The organism is Desulfobacterales bacterium (genome assembly GCA_029211065.1).
Lineage (GTDB): Bacteria > Desulfobacterota > Desulfobacteria > Desulfobacterales > JARGFK01 > JARGFK01.
Genome location: JARGFK010000002.1, coordinates 38,009 through 56,839 on the forward strand (window position 1 = coordinate 38,009; position 18,831 = coordinate 56,839).

The following is an 18,831-nucleotide window of genomic DNA, read 5'->3' on the forward strand; positions in this document are numbered from 1 at the left end:
GAAACCGTACGCATGCGGGAAATCCCTGTGGAAAACATCACCCGGGCCATTCGCGACCTGTCCATCCGGGCCAATACGGATCTTGGGGCGGACGTGCTGGACGCTTTCCATCGATCCCTGGAGACGGAAACCTCACCGGTGGGAAAAGAAATCCTGGAGCGCCTGATTGAAAACGCCGCCATCGCCCATCAGGAAAAAATACCCATTTGCCAGGATACCGGCATGGCGGTGGTCTTTGTGGAAATGGGCCAGGATGTTCATGTGGTCGGGGGGGATCTGAAAGAAGCCATCCACGAGGGGGTCCGCCAGGGTTACCGGGACGGGTATTTGCGCAAAAGTGTCTGCCACCCCCTGAGCCGGCAAAACACCGGGGACAACACCCCCGCCATCATTCATTTTGATGTGGTTGCGGGCGACGGCTTTAAACTCGTTGTGACCCCCAAGGGCTTCGGCAGCGAAAACATGAGCCGGGTCACCATGCTGGCGCCGGCGGAAGGGTTTAGCGGCATCAGAAATTATGTGGTAAACCGGGTAAAAGCGGCCGGCCCCAATCCGTGTCCCCCCACCACCATCGGGGTGGGCATCGGCGGAACACTGGAGCGGGCGGCTTTTCTGGCCAAAAAAGCGCTGCTGCGTCCGCTGGGAAGTGAAAATCCCGACCCCGAACTGGCGGCACTCGAAAAGGACTGGTTGCAGGAAATCAACCGGCTGGGAATCGGCCCCCAGGGACTGGGCGGCAGAACCACGGCCCTGGGCGTACACATCATTGCAGCGCCCTGCCACATTGCCAGCATTTCTTTGGCGGTCAATATTCAATGTCATGCCTCGCGCCACAAGGAAATAGCGCTGTAAAGCGCCGCATGACCTTCTCTTGTGAAAGGAAATGTAAAAATGACCGAAAGCATCCGGCTGACCACCCCGCTCAAAACAAGCGATCTTGAAAAGCTCCATATCGGCGACCGGGTTTTCATCAGCGGCATGCTCTACAGCACCCGGGATGCCGCCCATCTGCGCCTGTTTCAGCTGCTGGCCGAAAACAAGCCCCTGCCCTTTGATATACAGGGACACATCATCTACTATATGGGTCCATCTCCGGCAAGGCCCGGAAAACCCATCGGCGCCGCAGGCCCCACCTCCAGCTACCGCATGGATGCGTACGCGCCGGCCCTGATCGCCCGGGGATTAAAGGGTATGATCGGCAAGGGGGCCCGCAACCAGGCGGTTAAAGACGCCATGAAGCGTTACCGGGCGGTCTATTTTGCCGCCATCGGCGGCGCCGGCGCCCTGATTTCAAAATGCATCCTGTCGTCAGAGGTCATCGCTTATCCGGAACTGGGGACAGAGGCTGTCCGGCGGCTGAAGGTCGAATCGTTTCCGGTTCTTGTTGCCAATGACGTCCATGGCCGGGATCTTTACGAGGAAGGGATAAAGGCTTATGCTTGCTGAAAAGTGCATTCATGGATATGATTCAAAAACCCGCCGGATTGAAAAGGGGATGGTCCGGCGGTTAGGACAGATAACTTTTTTTCAACTGCTATCGTTATAAAGGAAGGACGTCATGAAAGAAACCGCCGAACTGATCCAGCGCTGCCAGGCGCTCGATTTTCAAAACCTGCCGCCGGAAATCGTCGATCGGGCTAAATATTTACTGCTGGATTACCTGGGGGTTGCCGGCCGCGGTGCTTTGAGCGACTCCGCTGTTGCCGCCCGGAAAATGGTCGCTAATCTGGAATCCGCCCCAAAAGGAGCGGTTGTCATTGGAACGAAGCAGTCGGCCAGCCCCCCTTATGCCGCCCTTCTAAACGGAATCGCCGCACATTCCATCGAGCTCGATGATGTGGTCAATGAGGCCTCCCTCCATCCGGGGGTAACCGTCATGTCGGCGGCACTGGCCGCCGGTCACCTGGCAAACCGCAGCGGCAAAGAACTCATTACGGGAATTGTCGCCGGCTACGAGGTCGTAATCCGCCTCGGCATCGGGTTGGATCCCTCCGCCCATTATGCCCGGGGATTTCATCCCACCGCTACCTGCGGTGCGCTGGGGTCGGCCATAACGGCCGCAAAGATTTTAGGCTTAAGTGCTGTTGAAATGAAAAACGCGCTGGGAATCGCCGGCAGCCAGGCAGCCGGCTTGATGGAGTTTTTAAGTGACGGCGCTTTTACCAAGCGTTTCCATGCCGGCTGGGCCGCCCATAGCGGCCTGCTGGCAGCCCTGCTGGCCAGAGAGGGTTTTACAGGACCCGGCACGGTTATCGAGGGTAAATTCGGTTTTTTAAAATCCTATTCCGACAGGCCGGATCCCGATCGCGTTCTGGCCGCCTGGGGAAACCCCTACCAGGTCATGAAAACCAGTATTAAACCCCATGCCTGCTGCCGCTACAAACAGGGCCCGATTGACGGAATCCTCACGATCATGCGGAAACACGGGCTCACGGCCGCAGATATTGAGTCGGTCGAACTCGCCGTTTTAAAAACAGGCTTTGCGCTGGTGGTGGAGCCCGAAACCCAAAAGCAAAATCCGCAATCCATCGTGGATGCCCAGTTCAGCATGCCCTTTGGCGCGGCGGTTGCCATCCTGTTCGGAAAGGCTTCACTGGATGAATATTCTCAGGAAAACCTGAGTTCCCCCGAGGTCCGGAAAATGATGAGCCGGATCCGCTGTGTTGCGGATGCCGAGCTGGAGAAGGACTTTCCCAGAAAATGGCCTGCCCGGGTGGCGATAACAACGGGCCGCGGACAGGAATTTTCTATTAAAATTGATTTTCCCAAGGGGGATCCGGAAAATCCATTGACATGGGAAGAGCTGATCGCCAAATATAAGGAACTCGTCCAGCCGGTCTATTCTGTTGATCGCATTTCCAAATTAATTGAAACCATAAAGCGCCTCGAACATGTTGACACATTAAAATCACTATCTGAACTATTGCCTGCCGGATAGTTTAATTGGTTTTCTTAAAATGAATTAAGCAAAAATAATGATGAAAAGGAGACAGGAATGGCGAAATCTAAAGAAGAATTGATCCGGTTTATCGGGCAGCAGCGGGATGGAAAAAATTACACTGGCCTCCCCCTTGAAGGGGTGCGGGTGCTGGACATGTCCACCATTGTGGCCGCACCCTCGGCAGCCATGTTGTTGGGAGATGCCGGTGCGGAGGTGATTAAAATAGAAAACCCGAAGGTGCCGGACGGCCTGCGGGCCTGGAGTGTCGTTGAAGAAAACGGTATTCAACCTTATTATGCCATGATCGGGCGCAATAAATTTCCGGTCACCATCAACCTGAAAGCCGAAGACGGCAAAGAGATATTTTTTAAGCTGATCCAGCAGGCGGATGTTTTCATTGAAAACCTGCGGCCCGGATCCATGGAAAAGATGGGCCTGGGGGCCGACCGGCTGCTGGCGTTAAACCCGGGGCTGCTCATCGGAAAGGTATCCGGCTACGGACAAACCGGGCCCTACAGCATGAAACCCGGGTTTGGTACACTGGCCGAAGCTTTCAGCGGATTCACTTTTCTTAACGCCCATCCCGGCGGCCCGCCCACCAGTCCGCCCATGGCCCTGGCGGACTTTATCGCCGGGCTTCATTTGGCTTTTGCGGTGGTCGTTTCCCTGCGGGCTCAAAAACGGATGAAATCGGGCGGCCAGGTGATTGATATATCCCTTTTTGAGCCGCTTTTCAGCCTGCTGGGCGCTGATTTTTTATCCTATTATCTCACCGGCGAAGTTCCCCGGCCCATCGGCAATGAACTTCGCGGAGCAGCCCCCAGAAACAATTACCGCACCAAGGAAGGCGATTGGGTGGCATTGTCCTGTTCTTCCCAGGGAACCTGGGAAAGGTTGGCCGAAGCCATGGACCGGCAGGATATGATCAAAGACCCCCGTTTTCTGACCAACGAACAGCGCATCTCAACGGAAAGCCGCCGCATTCTGAATGAAACCATACAGGAATGGATCGGAAGCAAGGACACCGAAGAGTTTCTCGACATCTGCACGAAACTGGGCCTTACGGCCGGGCCGATACCCGATATGAAGGATATCGATGCCGATAAACATTACCGGGAAAGAAAAACGCTGGTGGAAATAGAAGACCCGGCCACCGGCATTATGATGAAAATGCCGGATATTGCCTACCGAATGCTGGGCGCACCTGCTAAAATCCGGTTTGCCGGCCTGCCCGTCGGTTCGGCCAATGAAGTCATTTATCAGGATCTTTTAGGTTTCTCTGCTGAAGAAGTCGAAAAGTTTAAAAGAGAAGGCGCCATATAAATTTTTACATCCCCTGCTTGTAAAAGTCTTCCGGTTCGGTGACCGTATTCGGTTTTTTGGTGTATTCGGTGGGCGCTGTTCCTTCTTTAAAGCACTCAAAAATAACTTTTTTCGATTCACGAATCGGCAGCAGGCCGGTTTCGGCATCGATTTTTGAAAAGACAACGCCTTCCGGCACCTGAAATACCCGGATGGGTTTATCCGCCAGAATTTTTTTCATAAAACCCAGCCAGATCGGGCTGGCCGCCCTGGAGCCGGTTTCTCCCTTGCCCAGAGATCCTTCCTCATCAAACCCCACCCATGTCCCGGTGATATACCGGGGCGTATACCCGACGAACCAGGCATCATACAGGTTGTTGGTGGTGCCTGTTTTGCCGGCCACGGGCCGGTTCAACGCCCGAACCCGTCGTCCCGTGCCCTGCTTGACCACCCCCTCCAGCAGGCTGGTGATGATATAAGCGGTGCTTTTCTCGATTACTTTCTCCCGGGCGGGTACCGCCTCTTCCAGGACATTTCCGTCCCGGTCTAGAATTTTTACCACAAAAACCGGTTCGATGAGGTATCCGGCGTTGTCAAACACGGAATATGCCGTGACGAGCTCCAGCAAAGAAACACCGGACGAACCCAGCGCAATGGAGAGGTCCCGATTCAACTCCGATGTAATTCCCAGTTTGTGGGCATACTCGATGGCATAATCGATACCGATATCTTTTAAAATCTTGATGGTGATCACGTTGCGGGACTTTTCCAGGGCATTACGCAGGAGAGTCGGCCCGTGAAATTTTTCTTCATAGTTTTGCGGCTTCCACTTTAAATCATTTTCCAAATCCTGAAAAACGATCGGCGAGTCGATCAAGACGGTGGCGGGGGTATAGCCTTTGTCGATGGCGGCGGCATATACCAGCGGTTTAAACGCTGAGCCCGGCTGGCGCCGGGACTGAGTGGCGCGGTTAAACTGGCTGCGCTTAAAATCATTTCCCCCCACCATCACCTTGACGTGGCCTGTTTCAGCCTCCAGGGTCAACAAGGCGGACTGGGCTTTCGGAATTTGCTCCAGGGCCAGCTCCCAGGGTTCCGGCTCTATCTTTTTCTTTTTGATCCTGACCAGAATGACATCCCCAACCGTTACTGCTTCCGAGGGATGTTTCAAGCGGGTTTCATAGAAGGCAACTTCCGGATCCGGTCTTCGCGCCCAGCGCATATCGGCGACTTCAATCATTCCGATCATTTTTCCCATTCGAACGGTTACTGAACCCTGGGCGTCGCCAACGGCAATGACGACCCCCTCAACCGTCTGCCCCTCCTGTGGAACCGATTCTTCCCGTTTTGTCTGGATTTCTTTTGAATACGCTTCGATTTCTTCGGCTGCCAGGTGTCGGACCGGCCCGCGATATCCCTGGCGTTTATCCAGCGCTAATAAGCCTTTTCCGATTTCCTCGATAGCGATCTTTTGCATTTCAATATTAACGGCCGTGTAAACCTGCAGTCCGCCGTTATATAACATATCCACACCATATTTGCTCTCGATGTACTGGCGCACATATTCGGTGTAAAACGGCACTTCTTCGATATACCAATTGCGCCGATCCTTAATTTCCAATTGTGTGTTGATGGCTTCGGTGGCCTGGATATTTGAAATATATTCTTCCGCAACCATACGGTTTAGCACATAAATTTGTCTTTCCTGGGCCCGTTCCGGATATCGGAAGGGTGAGTATCGACTGGGGGCCTGGGGTAATCCGGCTAAAATGGCACATTCGGCAAGGTTTAGCTCCGAAACGGATTTGCCAAAATAATTCTCGGCCGCCGCCTGAACGCCATAAGCGCCATGACCCAGATATATCTGGTTTAAATATAAAAACAGAATTTCCTCTTTTTTAAACGCCCGGTCAATTCGATAGGCCAGTATGGCCTCCTTGATTTTACGGGTATAGCTTTTTTCCGGGGTCAGAAAAAAAGATTTTGTCACTTGCTGGGTAATGGTGCTGCCCCCCTGGACAATGGTTCCGGCTTCGATATTTTTAAAAAAAGCTCTAATAATACTGAAAAAATCAATCCCTTGGTGCTTATAAAAGCGTGAGTCTTCAGCCGCTACAAACGCCTGTTTCAGCAACAGGGGCATTTCATCCAGGGAAATAACGATGCGGCGTTCTTTAAAAAATTCAGCAATTTTTCGATTATCATCCGAATAAACGGTCGTGATGATGGGGGGCCGGTAATCGGCCAGGGTTGCAATCCGTGGAAGGTCTTTACTCAGGTAGAAATACACGCCCAAAATGGCGAGGGTCGTGCAGACCGTTATGACGGCGATGAGTCCGAAAACCCATCGAAAAATTCTGGATAACCGTTTCGCCGCACGGCGGCGCAGGTCTGTTTTTAGATTATCTGATGATTCGTTTTTTTGTTCAGTCATGATTCAGCCGTATTATTGCCATTGTCATAATTATGTTGCGATTCAGCCGTCGGACAATTCCGTTTCAATCGGCAAAAACTCGCAAACAAAAGCGCATACCAATTGAACACAACCCAGCTTTAACCGGTCACTTTTTTTATCAAACCGCAGGGTTTCAGAAGCTACCAGATATTGAGGGTTTGAGCAAGCCACTCATTTGTGGGAAATTCGTCCGGACTGAGAAGGCTTTGTTACAGATGGTGTCTTTAGCGGTTTTACACTCCGGCATACCGATAATATTTTATTTTATCCCGACAGGACGGCGGGTGTATTGGATTTTGAAGCACTTTCCAAATTATTTATCTGTCCGCATGGTTCTTAATTTTGCCAGCTCCCAAATATAATCATACAAATGAAGTCCTTTGCTGGCAGCAACAAGTTCACCGTCACCCACTCCGATCTCATGGGCCATGTATTCTTTTAAGAGCTGAATGGCCGCCAGGTTGGCCGGAAAGCCGTTCCACAGATCCCAGGACCTGAAGTAAACCATAAAATGAAGTTTGCCGTATCGGATACGGGTATCGATCCCGCGCAGACAGGGCGGATCGTTTAAATATAAAGCCTCCGGGTCCCCTACGGTCATGTATGCCTGGTTGGTGCCGTAACCGTCTTCTGTATACATCCGAATGACCTCGGAAATTTGCGACTCAAGATACTGGCCGTAGGTATAGTCCTCATTGGGTTGTTTGGCGGATGTCATCAGATAGGGCAGGTATTCCTCCACATATCCATCCGCAACAGGGTTGGGAATACCCAGGGCGGGGGGAATGTCCGGGATAAGGGGTTGAACGCCGGGATATTGAATGTGCACGGTTACATAATCAAACTCAAGCCGCTCCTGACCCTCACAACTTCCTCTTTCGATCACATAGGTATGGCCGAAGTCTAAAATCTTGTAAACACACTGGAACCAGGCGTCCGGAATATCTCTGGCTTGAATGGATATGATATTGAGCATTTTGTATCAAATGTCCAGAACGCTGACTTCCAGGGCGTTGTTTTGGATAAACTCCCTGCGCGGTTCCACTTCATCACCCATTAAAATCGTAAATATCTCATCGGTTTCAACAACATCCTCCACCTTTACCTGGAGCATAATTCTTTTTTCGGGATTCATGGTGGTATTCCAAAGCTGTTCCGGATTCATTTCACCCAAACCTTTATAACGCTGAACCGCCAACCCTTTCTTTCCTTCTTCCATCAGCAGGGCCAACAACATCTTTTTGTCGTCAACAACTGCATATCCATTTTCATTTTCTTTGTTTAGAACCTTGAAGGGCGGAAGGTCGTGTTGAAAAATTTTATTTCCCAAGACCAGACACTGTTGATAGTCCGATGAATAAATAAGTTCCCTGCCGATTTTTACCGGTTTTACATCCTTGAAAAAAGTCGGGGATACCTCTTGCAGTTGAACCGGTATTTTTACCATCATCTCATAAATGCTGCGCTCTTCGTTCCAGGCCAACTCCCCGACCTCATACCCTTTTTGAGAAAGAAATAACACAAGCTCCGACATATTTTCCCGGTTCTGCAGAAAATTTTTATCGGCAACCCCTTTTTTAATAAGATCTTCGATAAGCTCCGGGTTAAACCCTCTTCGCCCCAGTCTCGCCACCGCTGAAAAATATTCAGAAAGGTCTCCCAGGAACATATACAGCTTGTGATCAGACAATGTTTTTTCTTCATTCCCGAATTTTATGTTTTTCTGTTCACAAATTTTTTTCAACACATAATCGTTTAGATTCTTCTCGTTTTTAAGATACATTTCATTCTTGCCCTTGCCCACTTTCAATAAGGGGGGCTGGGCGATGTATAAATATCCTTTATCAATAATTTCAGGCATTTGTCTGTAGAAAAAGGTCAACAGGAGTGTTCGAATGTGAGAACCATCAACATCCGCATCCGTCATGATAATGATTTTATGATACCGGATCCTGTCGATACTGTACTCTTCACTGCCGACTCCTGTACCAAGGGCGGTGATGATGTTTTTGATTTCTTCACTCTTTAAAATTTTGTCAAAACGTGCCTTTTCAACATTTAATATTTTGCCCTTTAGCGGCAGGATCGCTTGAAACTTCCGATCTCTGCCCTGTTTTGCGCTGCCGCCGGCGGAATCCCCTTCCACTAAAAAAATTTCGCGTTCGGAAGGTTCTGAAGACTGGCAATCGGCAAGCTTCCCGGGAAGGGTTGCGTCAACCAGGGACCCCTTGTTCCTTGCCATATCCCGTGCTCTTTTAGCAGCGTCCCGGGCCCGGGAGGCGTCTACCGCTTTACCGATTATTTTTTTGGCTATAGACGGGTTTTCTTCAAAATAAACACTCAATTTTTCGTTTATAAGTGATTCAACCAGACCCTTAACTTCGCTGTTCCCAAGTTTAGTCTTGGTTTGTCCTTCAAATTGCGGTGATTTAATTCTCACGCTTATAATAGCCGTCAACCCTTCGCGGACATCATCACCGCTTATTTTAGCCTTCATGTTTTTGGGCATATTATTGCCATTGCTGGCATACTGATTAATGGTTCGGGTCAACGCCGCTTTAAATCCAACCAGATGAAAGCCGCCTTCAATGGTATTAATATTGTTGGCAAAAGAAAAAAGTTTTTCCTTGTAGGTGTCGTTATATTGTATGGCAACCTCTATCTGAACATCATTTTTTTCACCCTGTATCAGGATCGGTTTGTGTATGGCCGTATTGCGCCGGTTCAGATATTTAACAAAGGATTCAACGCCGCCTTTATAAAGGAATTCATTGCGCTGGTCCGAGCGTTCATCTTCAATGGTTATTTTTAACCCTTTATTTAAAAAGGCCAATTCTCTTAATCGACGCGACAATATTTCAAAAACAAAATTGTCCGTCGTTAAAATTTCCAAATCCGGTTTAAAATGTACTTTGGTTCCGCGTTTTCGGGTTTTACCAATAACGGTTAATGCACTGGTCTTTTTTCCTTTTTCATATGTCTGATGATAAATTTGTCCTTCCGTATAAATTTCAAGCTCTAAAAAAACGGAAAGCGCATTTACCACGGAAACGCCGACGCCGTGAAGACCCCCTGAAACTTTATAAGAATCATTGTCAAACTTACCGCCGGCGTGCAGCTTGGTCATCACAACTTCTACCGCCGGTACTTTTTCGGTTTTATGAATTCCTACCGGTATACCACGGCCATTATCGATGACCGTTACGCTGTTGTCCTTATGGATAAAAACATTAATCGTATCACAGGCGTCCGCCATGGCTTCATCAATACTGTTATCGACAATTTCATAAACCAGATGATGAAGTCCTTCTGCGTCTATATTCCCGATATACATTGCCGGTCTTTTACGAACCGCTTCAAGACCTTCTAATATTTTTATATTATCTTCGTTATATTTAATTACATCCCTATTCATATTTTTTATTCCATCCATCTTAATATTTTTATTTTTTTTATTATATTCTCATCGGCATGATGACGCTTAAAAATTTTTTATCTTCCTCTCCTTCAATCAGACAGGGTTTTTCTTCATTATCCATATTTAAAATGATTGTTTTATCATCTATTACATTTAGTGCATCAATGAAGTAGCGGGGATTAAAGGCAATCTCCATGGGTTTACCGTCATATAAAATTTCCATATCCTCTTTTGATTCACCGATATCCGGGTTGGTTGAACTGATAAGCAGCCGGTTTTTTAAAAAATTAAATATAACCCCTTTGTAATTATCCGAAGACAAAATAGACATCCTTTTTAACATCATTAAAAAAAGTTGTCTGTCAAATTTAATCACATTTATTTTCCCCTTTACGATAATATCTTTATACGCAGGAAATTCACCTTCCAGCAGTCTTATAATAATGGTTTCCATATTTTTTTTAACAATAAAATTATTATCTTTCACTCCTATTTGAACAGGACCGGCCTCGTCTAAAAATTTATTAACTTCATTTAACCCTTTTTTAGGTATGATGATACCGGGTCCGATGGGCAGATCAAACGCCTTGTCAAAAATAACATCAACCGTTGAAAGCCTGCTGCCGTCGGTAGAAACCATCCTTATAATTTTTTCATTGTTTGCTTGTATTCTCTCGAAAAATACACCCACGATGTGAGCGCGTTTATCATCTGACGCGCCGATCACCAGTGTTTTTTCAATCATATTTTTAAGGTCCTGGGCTTCTACTTCAAAAAAGCCGGCGTCTTCTATTTTTGGTATTAAAGGAAAATCATCCGGATTCATCCCCACCAGATGATATTCAACATTATTGTTACCGATCTCTATCCAACGGTTTTCAACTTCCGTCACAATGATTTCATCACTCGGAAAGTCTCTGCCTATCTCATATAATTTCCTGGCATTAATGGCGATACTGCCTTCCGATTCAATTTTAGCAGGGTAATATCCCTCAAATCCGGTTTCAAGATCCGTTGCCGTTAATAACAACCCCCTGTCGGTCGTTTTTATTAAAACATTAGCCGTAATAGCCAGATTGCTTTTACGCCCGGTTAAACCTTGAATCTTTGACAACACATCCACCAGCGATTCTTTTTTTATTATAAATTTCATTTGTATTCCCTATTATTATATATTTATAGTAATATTAATAAGGGGTGTTAATAAATATAATAACATTATAAATTACTTATTTTATTTTAAAAAATATATAATTTTATTATTAATAAAGTTAAATTTTATATAAAAAATTTCAACCTTATATACCATTACGATTCGTCTTTCTCATAAGTAGAAAGTTATAAACAATTTATTAAATTATTTTTTATATTATAATATGTTTAAACTGAAAAATATCCATATATTGTATTCAATTTTATTTGGAATAAATATATAGCGTGTTTTACTTGATTTTACAACAAAATTATCATTTTAAAGGTCTTTATGAAATTTATCGCAGATTTTCATGTTCATTCACGATTTTCCAGAGCAACCTCTCAAAAACTTGACCTTGAAAATTTATATATTGCCGCACAATTGAAAGGTATTACCGTTGTCGGGACCGGCGATTTTACCCATCCCCAATGGTTTTTGGAAATAAGTGAAAAACTTGTCCCGGCTGAAGACGGGCTCTATCGCTTAAAAAAAAATATCGCTGCCGTTTGCGATAAAGCGGTCCCCATATCCTGCCGGTCAAAGGTACGTTTTGTTTTAACAACTGAAATCAGCAATATTTATAAAAAAGGGGATAAAACGCGCAAGAATCATAATTTGGTTGTTGTACCCGATATAGAGACGGCGGCCCGGTTCAGCGAACGGCTGGGTGCTATCGGTAATATTCATTCAGACGGCAGACCCATACTGGGTTTGGATGCCAAAAAACTGTTGGAAATATTGATTGAAACGTCAGAAGAATCCTTTTTGATTCCTGCGCATATATGGACGCCCTGGTTTTCGGTAATGGGTTCAAAATCCGGTTTTGACTCCATTGAGGAATGTTTTGAAGAACTCAGCGAATACATTTTTGCAGTTGAAACCGGGCTTTCTTCAGACCCGGCCATGAACTGGCGGGTGTCTTGTCTGGATAAATACACATTAATATCAAACTCGGATGCGCATTCACCGATGAATCTGGGCCGAGAAGCCAATATTTTCAACACCGATCTTTCCTATCGGCAAATATTTTTGGCCATCAAAAACAGAAACCCAGAAAAATTTTTAGGAACGTATGAGTTTTATCCGGAAGAAGGCAAGTATCATTTTGACGGGCATCGAAATTGCAGAGTTCGTTTCTCTCCAAAAGAATCCATCCAAAACAAAGGAATATGTCCTCAATGTGAAAAACCGTTGACGCTTGGGGTGTTATATCGGGTTGAAGAATTGGCGGACAGGCCGCTAAATGGTATGCCTGAAAAACATCCGCCCTTTTACAGCGCTATTCCCTTAACGGATATTTTAGCGGAAATTTTACAGGTAGGTCCCAAAAGCAAGACCGTTCAAAACCATTACCGCATCCTTCTCGACAAATTCGGTTCCGAATATAACATTTTACACGGCATATCGACGGAAACCATAGAGCGGTCCGGCGCGACCCGCCTGGCAGAAGCCATCTCCCGGATGCGGCGCGGAGAATTGTCTATATATTCTGGGTATGACGGAGAATTCGGCAAAATTCAAATTTTTAATCCCGGCGAGAGGGAAAAATAAATAGGACAAAAAACACTTTTTGAATTACCCGAAAAAAACAAACCGGATCCCCCAAAAACAATAGCGGATGTCCCGCAAATAGGGACGATGATAAGAACGGATGTTTCAAAAACGCCGGCTTTGAATTCTGAAATTAAAAACATGGAAACAAAGGAATTAAACCCGGAACAGCTACAGGCGATTCAGGTTAATAAAAGGGCCGTATTAATCGTTGCAGGACCGGGCACCGGCAAAACCCTCACCCTTACGCACCGCATCGTTCATCTGATGAAAACCCAAAAAGTTTTACCTGAAAACATTCTGGCGGTCACATTCACCAACAAGGCGGCCCAGGAAATGCACGAGAGAATAGCGGTATTGAATAGCGCCGCTTCTAAGATGCCCCTGATAACGACGTTTCATGGGCTCTGTTATAAAATTTTAAGCGAGCTGAACGGACCCTGTGTAGACGGCTCGGCCACCGCCTCCTCCCATACCATCATCGATGAATCCGGGCAGGTGTTTTATTTCAACGCAGACGTCGACCTCTTTAAGGGTCAGGGGGGAAAGGTTTCCGCGAATCCCGCAAGGGGATTGGAATATATACGGCTTGCCAAACAGGTATTAATGGAGCCGGACGACATTGGGGGCGTGGACGCGCCTGGTTTCGACACCGGCCTTGGGGTTGACGCGTTGTCCGGGCTTTACGGTCTATACCAGCAGTTGTTATCTCACCAGCGCCTCTATGACTTTGAAGATCTGATTCTTAAAGCCGTTAAAAGATTGGAATCCGATCCGGTGGCCCGAAAAATATATCAGGATAGATTCCTATTTATCTTTGTTGACGAGTTTCAGGATATTAATCTGGGTCAGCACCGCCTGTTGCAACTCTTATCACATCCCGCCACCCAATTATGTGTTATCGGTGATCCGGACCAATCCATATATGGCTTCAGGGGATCCGATGTAAAATATTTTCATGGGTTTATTTCCGATTTTGCCGATACCGAGGTCATCAAACTGACGCGAAACTACCGCTCAACCCGGACAATCGTCGACGCAGCCCAACAGATCATCGTGCGCCACCCTGCCGGGACGAAGCGTGATTCGGATCGGTTTGCCCCTCTTTTGACGGATGAATCTTGCAGGCGAAATTATTCAACAAAAGAGGGATTTAAGACCATTGTGACAATAGCGACCGCAACCGAACGGGCCGAAGCAGTCGCCGTGGGCAAGATCATTGAAACCATGATCGGCGGCACCGGATTTCACTTTATCGATTTTAACACCCCAAAAACGGAAACGACTGAAAGGGACCGAAGCTTTTCCGATTTTGCAGTCTTGTATCGAACCGGGAGCCAGGGGAAAATATTTTCGGACGTTTTCAGCGCGGCAGGCATACCGCACCAGCTCGTCCATCGGGGCAGCGCATATGCCGATAAGAAGGTTTGCGAGACCCTCTCTTTATTGAGGATCTTGGCCAAAGCGGGTTCCTTGCTGGATATGGAACGGCTAAAAAACATCATATCTCCCAGGTTAACCCCGGGAATTTTGAATACGTTCAGCAAGTGGTCGTTTGAGAACAAAACGAACCTGCACGAATCCCTTAACAATGTACGCCGTTTTCCGATTTCCGGCATGAGCAAAAAAGACCAGAAGCAGTTGAATCGATTTTTAGATCGCCTCGATCAATTACGGCAGGAAACAGAGAACATGACCGTCCGGGAAACCATACGCCATATCTTCGAACAAAACCGTCCGGATCCGGATGCTCAAAAAAAAGAACAATCAATTTTGGCTTTACGCAGGCTCATGGTCCTTTCAGAAAACTACGGCCGGCGGCTTATGGACTTTATCACCGCCCTGGCGCTGCAAACCGATACCGACACGTATTTGCCTCAGTCGGAAAGGGTTGCCCTGATGACAATGCATGCCGCCAAAGGACTGGAGTTTCCGGTGGTTTTTATTTGCGGTTGTGAGAACGGATATATCCCCCTGCGCCGGGCCGGGAAAGCCCAAACGGATATCGCCGAAGAAAGAAGGCTTTTTTACGTGGCCATGACCCGGGCGAAAGAAAGGCTTTTTTTTACCCATGCCAGAAAGCGTCGGATTTATGGTAAAAATGAAATACGAACGGTATCGCCCTTTGTCGAACAGATCGATTCCGCCCTGAAAGAGGCACAGGCGTCCTTTGATCAAAAGAAAAAAGCCCAGCGCCAGCTGGAACTTTTCTGATACATCATACGATAACCTGTTTTGGAGTTTATGCTTTAGCGCCTTCGAAAAAACGGGGCGATACCTTTTTTCGCCCGGTCGTCCGCATATACGTTTCATCGGGATATCCCAGGGCAATCACGGAATAGATTTTTTCGTTTTCAGGTATATTCATAAAGCGAGCGATGGAGGGATCGTTTTTCAGTTCGGCAACGGCAAATCCGATCAGGCAGGTTCCCAGCCCCATGCTGTGGGCGCCCAGCAGTATATTCTGGGTCGCCAGAAGGGCGTCTTCCATGGGACAGGAGGCGCCCGGTCCGGAACCCACCAGTATGGCCGCCGGCGCCCCGTGAAACAGAGGGTCGCGGCCGGTTTTTTCCCATTCTTCCAGCGCTTCTTTCACCGAGCGGTAATATTCCCGGTAATAATGATCCAGGTCGGTTTTTCCCGCCAGCTTCAGCAGCCGGCGCAGCCAGGTTCTTTGGGCCATTTGATTCATGCGCCGGAAAAATCCGGCGATGCGAAGACTAACATCCATAACGGCGGAACGGGTCGGTAAAACGGCAAATGTCCATTTCTGGCTGTTGGTCCCGGACGGGGCGGTGATGCCGACTTTAACCAGATCTTCCAGCACGGGGCGGTCTATCGGCCGGTCGAGATAATTCCGGCAGGAGCGGCGCGAGCGCATCAGCCTCACCAGACCGGCGGTATCAAACGCTCCGTGGGGCAGCCAGCGATCTTCAGCGGGAAACGTTTTAAAACGGGATACGTTCTCATCCATAGCGGTTACTTTAACGGCATCTGCGGGACAAACCGCCGCGCAGTGACCGCAGGAGAGCGACTGGTCGCCGCTGACAACCGCTTTATCCGCCGCCATGGTAATCGTCTGGGAGGGGCACACCCGCACACACGCCCCACAGCCGACACAGAGATCCGCGTCAATTCGTGTATATACGGTTCGGTCCATCACGATCCTCAAGTTTTGAAAAGTTAATAGAACCTATCTCATAATCCGCCCGCAGAGAGCGCATTTCGGGCGGGGATAAACTCATGAAATCAAGCCGGGAACAGATAATTAAGCGAACATAAATCCGTATCGATTTCCGTGGACAGCAGTTGCGAAAGTGAATGGAAGATGCAGATGGCGTTTCTGTCCGCGTCGCTCTGGTGAAGCCCCCGGATTCTTTCCAGCAGTCCGGTGTTTAAGTTTTGAATCGTTTCGTAATGATTCTGCAGTTTTTTCAGATCCAGATCAACGACCCGTTTGCTTTTATGTATGAAATATTGTCTAAGAAGATACAGCGAAACTGCGCGAACGGTCGTTTCCTCAACCGATGAAAACGGCAAATGAAAACGCGCCATCGGTCGGAAGAGCGCCATTATCGGGCAGCTGCTGGCGGCCATGATGAGTCCCAGCAAAGAGGAAAGCCCTTCCATCAGGGACGTATTTTTAAGATAGATTCTTTCCGGCGTTACGCATCGGACCGCGCAGGTTTCATAAGAGAGCGTGTTTTTAAAAGAATCCACCACCGAGGCAATGTTCAGTGCAATGGGACAGTGGGGGTGTTTTTCTTTTTGGAGCGGACAGCAGGGGCACGGCTTGAAATCCAGCCGCGTCCAGCCCGGCGCATTCGTTGGATCCGGCGCTGCAATGATCAGCGTGTCGGCATCCAGATCGGCATGAAAGTGTTTACTGTCGCCGGATTCAAAGCAAAACTCGTATGAGATTCTGTACATGGTATTTCGTTTTTAAGCTTTCGTTAAAGCAAATCGGATATATCCGAAATTAAAGGAAGCGAATAAACAAAAGCAAAAAACCACAAGTCGACTGGTATTACAAGCAAGATTTTAGGGCGTGGTACCCATGGTGTCGGATGGTTCGCCCGGCGAGAGGCGTCAAACCCCATGCACCGGCCGGTGATTACCGGCCCGGCTGCGAGGGGAAAGGATGGAAGTCCGGAGGATCCAGTGAGCTTTATGTTTGAAAATCTAAAGGAAGAAGAGGCCCGGACGTATGCCGTGGTGTTGTCCGCCGCCGGAATTGAATTTGATTTTATCAGGGGGTCCAGGGGCTGGAACCTTCGGGTCGATTCCGAAGATTACGAGCGCGCCTGCAAGGCGATCACATCGTATCTGTCGGAAAATGAGGGTCATCACCAGAAAGCGACAGCCCCCCCGGAGGCACATCAAAAAACAATGGCCGGCGTGTGGGCCGCGCTGCTGCTGCTGCTGGTTCATATCTTTATAACACAGACGGTCGGTGACCGGGCGTTTATCGTCCGGTACGGCGCCTCTGCCCAAGACATTATAAACGGCCAGTATTACCGGGCCGTGACGGCCCTGATGCTGCACCTCGACAGCGTTCATTTAACAGGAAACATGGTGGGCATCGCCCTGTTTGGAACGGCCGTTTGCGCTGTGACCGGGTGGGGCGTGGGGGGGCTGATAATCCTCATGAGCGGCGCTGCGGGCAATTTATTGACAGCGGTATTTTTTCAAACAGACCATCTGTCCATCGGGGCTTCCACGGCCGTATTTGGCGCCGTGGGATTTCTGGCGACAGCGCAGTTTCTGAAACGGTACCGTGCGCCGGGGCGTCGAATCAGGGCCTGGGTTCCGCTGGGCGGCGGTCTTGCTCTTTTGGGTATATTGGGGACGGCGCCGCATGCGGATCTGGCGGCGCACCTGTTTGGTTTTGGAAGCGGGTTGGTGTCAGGTTTTTTTTATGGCTATTTTCCTAAGCGGCCGGCGTCAACGCCTTATCAAATCGTCTGCTTGTTGATTGCTTCCGGAGTGCTGACGGTCTGCTGGTGGGCGGGTGCCGGCGGACGCTGATTGAACCGCAATAGCAAGCGAATATAAAAATTAGATTAATAGTCCTTACGGTCGAATTCCGCCTCAGCGGGACTGTCCCGCCATTGCGGGACTGCAGGGTTCTTCAAAAAAAGCCTGCTGATCGGCGGGACCAAGCAGAACAACCCATGTGAAATGCCTGTCGGCGCGCAAGCTTAGACCCTTTAGGGTGAACGGGTCTCTTTTGACAATTTGGGCATTCACAGCGATAAGCCCAAAAAACCGTTATTCTATTTCATAGCGAATATCGATTTTTAGATCTTTTCGCAGGGAATGATATACCGAACAGTAGGTATCACGGGACAGCGCGATGGAGCGCTCTATTTTTTGGGGTGTGATGTCTTTTCCGCAGACGTGGATCATGAGTGTGATGTCGGTATAATATTGGGGCGGCGTTAATTTTCGAATCCCTTCAACATCAACGCGAAAAGAGGCCACGGTACAGCGCATTTTTCGTAATATGGTCACCACGTCGATGGCCAGGCAGCCCGCAACGCTCAGCAGAAGCGTTTCCGTGGGCGAACAGCCCTCTTCATACTTGGGATCATATTCCACCTCATAGCCCCGCTGGGTCGTACCGATAAAATAGAGATCCCTTTCAAGGGTGAGGGATCCTTTGTTGACCGGCAGAATTTTTTTCTTGTATCCGCTCATGTCTTTTGCCGTAACAGTCTCGGGTCGATCTTTTTTCCGGGTCATTTGATGCTCCTGAGGTTTATTTCAAACGGCTGCTCGTGTTTGAAAGATTATTTTCAAATTCTGTCGATGTCGTCAGCGTGAATAACAGTGACCATTATATCACCCTCAGCCCCTATCCGCAATAGCGGGCGACGGCGAGCAAGGTCGCCTGCAGCGCATGGACTTCCGGATCTTATTGTTGCACGGCAGAAGCAGCCCTATGTTGACAGGTTGTACCGCCAGGA

At 48.3% G+C, this 18,831-nt stretch carries 14 protein-coding genes; 7 read left to right on the forward strand and 7 right to left on the reverse strand.

Annotation, left to right across the window (positions count from 1 at the left end; translation table 11 throughout):
• Positions 1–12: 12 nt before the first annotated feature.
• The 4 genes from P1P89_00975 to P1P89_00990 all read left to right on the forward strand — a co-directional run bounded on the left by P1P89_00975 (position 13) and on the right by P1P89_00990 (position 4,264).
• Positions 13–852 carry a fumarate hydratase gene (locus tag P1P89_00975; GenBank protein ID MDF1590057.1) on the forward strand — a complete coding sequence of 280 codons (840 nt, stop codon included), beginning with the start codon at positions 13–15 and terminating at the stop codon, positions 850–852.
• A 39-nt stretch (positions 853–891) separates the two neighbouring features.
• Complete coding sequence (locus tag P1P89_00980) at positions 892–1,446, forward strand: Fe-S-containing hydro-lyase (GenBank protein MDF1590058.1); 555 nt, start codon at positions 892–894, stop codon at positions 1,444–1,446.
• 112 nt (positions 1,447–1,558) lie between these two features.
• Positions 1,559–2,938, forward strand: a complete 1,380-nt coding sequence (locus P1P89_00985) for an MmgE/PrpD family protein (GenBank protein MDF1590059.1) — start codon at positions 1,559–1,561, stop codon at positions 2,936–2,938.
• Between the two features lie 57 nt (positions 2,939–2,995).
• Complete coding sequence (locus P1P89_00990) at positions 2,996–4,264, forward strand: CoA transferase (GenBank protein MDF1590060.1); 1,269 nt, start codon at positions 2,996–2,998, stop codon at positions 4,262–4,264.
• A 4-nt stretch (positions 4,265–4,268) separates the two neighbouring features.
• Here the strand turns inward: P1P89_00990 and P1P89_00995 are convergent, their stop codons facing one another.
• The 4 genes from P1P89_00995 to dnaN all read right to left on the reverse strand — a co-directional run bounded on the left by P1P89_00995 (position 4,269) and on the right by dnaN (position 11,269).
• Entirely contained in the window at positions 4,269–6,677 is a 2,409-nt protein-coding gene (locus tag P1P89_00995; GenBank protein MDF1590061.1) for a PBP1A family penicillin-binding protein, read from the reverse strand.
• Positions 6,678–7,011: 334 nt separating this feature from the next.
• The gene (locus P1P89_01000; protein MDF1590062.1) at positions 7,012–7,674 is read right to left on the reverse strand and encodes a thymidylate synthase; all 663 of its coding nucleotides are present in this window, start codon (positions 7,672–7,674) and stop codon (positions 7,012–7,014) included.
• Between the two features lie 6 nt (positions 7,675–7,680).
• A complete protein-coding gene (gyrB, locus tag P1P89_01005) occupies positions 7,681–10,113 on the reverse strand; it encodes a DNA topoisomerase (ATP-hydrolyzing) subunit B (protein MDF1590063.1) in 2,433 nt (810 codons plus the stop codon).
• Between the two features lie 40 nt (positions 10,114–10,153).
• Positions 10,154–11,269 carry a DNA polymerase III subunit beta gene (gene dnaN, locus P1P89_01010; protein MDF1590064.1) on the reverse strand — a complete coding sequence of 372 codons (1,116 nt, stop codon included), beginning with the start codon at positions 11,267–11,269 and terminating at the stop codon, positions 10,154–10,156.
• Positions 11,270–11,599: 330 nt separating this feature from the next.
• Here dnaN and P1P89_01015 point away from each other — a divergent pair, with 330 nt between their 5' ends.
• Together P1P89_01015 and P1P89_01020 are read left to right on the forward strand one after the other, a co-directional pair.
• Positions 11,600–12,862 (forward strand): endonuclease Q family protein, encoded by a 1,263-nt coding sequence (locus P1P89_01015; protein ID MDF1590065.1) that lies wholly within the window; start codon positions 11,600–11,602, stop codon positions 12,860–12,862.
• 141 nt (positions 12,863–13,003) lie between these two features.
• On the forward strand, positions 13,004–15,076 hold the full coding sequence (locus P1P89_01020; protein MDF1590066.1) for an ATP-dependent helicase: 2,073 nt from the start codon (positions 13,004–13,006) through the stop codon (positions 15,074–15,076).
• Between the two features lie 28 nt (positions 15,077–15,104).
• On the opposite strand, the gene P1P89_01025 is transcribed toward P1P89_01020, so the two are convergent.
• Together P1P89_01025 and P1P89_01030 are read right to left on the reverse strand one after the other, a co-directional pair.
• Positions 15,105–16,022, reverse strand: a complete 918-nt coding sequence (locus P1P89_01025; protein MDF1590067.1) for a nitroreductase family protein — start codon at positions 16,020–16,022, stop codon at positions 15,105–15,107.
• Between the two features lie 89 nt (positions 16,023–16,111).
• Positions 16,112–16,792: a hypothetical protein gene (locus tag P1P89_01030; protein MDF1590068.1), complete on the reverse strand. Its 681-nt coding sequence runs from the start codon at positions 16,790–16,792 to the stop codon at positions 16,112–16,114.
• A 240-nt stretch (positions 16,793–17,032) separates the two neighbouring features.
• Here P1P89_01030 and P1P89_01035 point away from each other — a divergent pair, with 240 nt between their 5' ends.
• On the forward strand, positions 17,033–17,890 hold the full coding sequence (locus tag P1P89_01035; protein ID MDF1590069.1) for a rhomboid family intramembrane serine protease: 858 nt from the start codon (positions 17,033–17,035) through the stop codon (positions 17,888–17,890).
• Positions 17,891–18,133: 243 nt separating this feature from the next.
• Here P1P89_01035 and P1P89_01040 read toward each other — a convergent pair whose 3' ends face one another.
• Positions 18,134–18,607: an OsmC family protein gene (locus tag P1P89_01040; GenBank protein ID MDF1590070.1), complete on the reverse strand. Its 474-nt coding sequence runs from the start codon at positions 18,605–18,607 to the stop codon at positions 18,134–18,136.
• Positions 18,608–18,831 lie beyond the last annotated feature (224 nt).

Excerpts from the sequence above, each read along its gene's own strand:
- P1P89_00975 (MDF1590057.1), top strand. The coding sequence starts at position 13 with ATGCGGGAAATCCCTGTGGAAAACATCACCCGGGCCATTCGCGACCTG.
- P1P89_00980 (MDF1590058.1), top strand. The coding sequence starts at position 892 with ATGACCGAAAGCATCCGGCTGACCACCCCGCTCAAAACAAGCGATCTT.
- P1P89_00985 (MDF1590059.1), top strand. The coding sequence starts at position 1,559 with ATGAAAGAAACCGCCGAACTGATCCAGCGCTGCCAGGCGCTCGATTTT.
- P1P89_00990 (MDF1590060.1), top strand. The coding sequence starts at position 2,996 with ATGGCGAAATCTAAAGAAGAATTGATCCGGTTTATCGGGCAGCAGCGG.
- P1P89_00995 (MDF1590061.1), bottom strand. The coding sequence starts at position 6,677 with ATGACTGAACAAAAAAACGAATCATCAGATAATCTAAAAACAGACCTG.
- P1P89_01000 (MDF1590062.1), bottom strand. The coding sequence starts at position 7,674 with ATGCTCAATATCATATCCATTCAAGCCAGAGATATTCCGGACGCCTGG.
- gyrB (MDF1590063.1), bottom strand. The coding sequence starts at position 10,113 with ATGAATAGGGATGTAATTAAATATAACGAAGATAATATAAAAATATTA.
- dnaN (MDF1590064.1), bottom strand. The coding sequence starts at position 11,269 with ATGAAATTTATAATAAAAAAAGAATCGCTGGTGGATGTGTTGTCAAAG.
- P1P89_01015 (MDF1590065.1), top strand. The coding sequence starts at position 11,600 with ATGAAATTTATCGCAGATTTTCATGTTCATTCACGATTTTCCAGAGCA.
- P1P89_01020 (MDF1590066.1), top strand. The coding sequence starts at position 13,004 with ATGGAAACAAAGGAATTAAACCCGGAACAGCTACAGGCGATTCAGGTT.
- P1P89_01025 (MDF1590067.1), bottom strand. The coding sequence starts at position 16,022 with ATGGACCGAACCGTATATACACGAATTGACGCGGATCTCTGTGTCGGC.
- P1P89_01030 (MDF1590068.1), bottom strand. The coding sequence starts at position 16,792 with ATGTACAGAATCTCATACGAGTTTTGCTTTGAATCCGGCGACAGTAAA.
- P1P89_01035 (MDF1590069.1), top strand. The coding sequence starts at position 17,033 with ATGTTTGAAAATCTAAAGGAAGAAGAGGCCCGGACGTATGCCGTGGTG.
- P1P89_01040 (MDF1590070.1), bottom strand. The coding sequence starts at position 18,607 with ATGACCCGGAAAAAAGATCGACCCGAGACTGTTACGGCAAAAGACATG.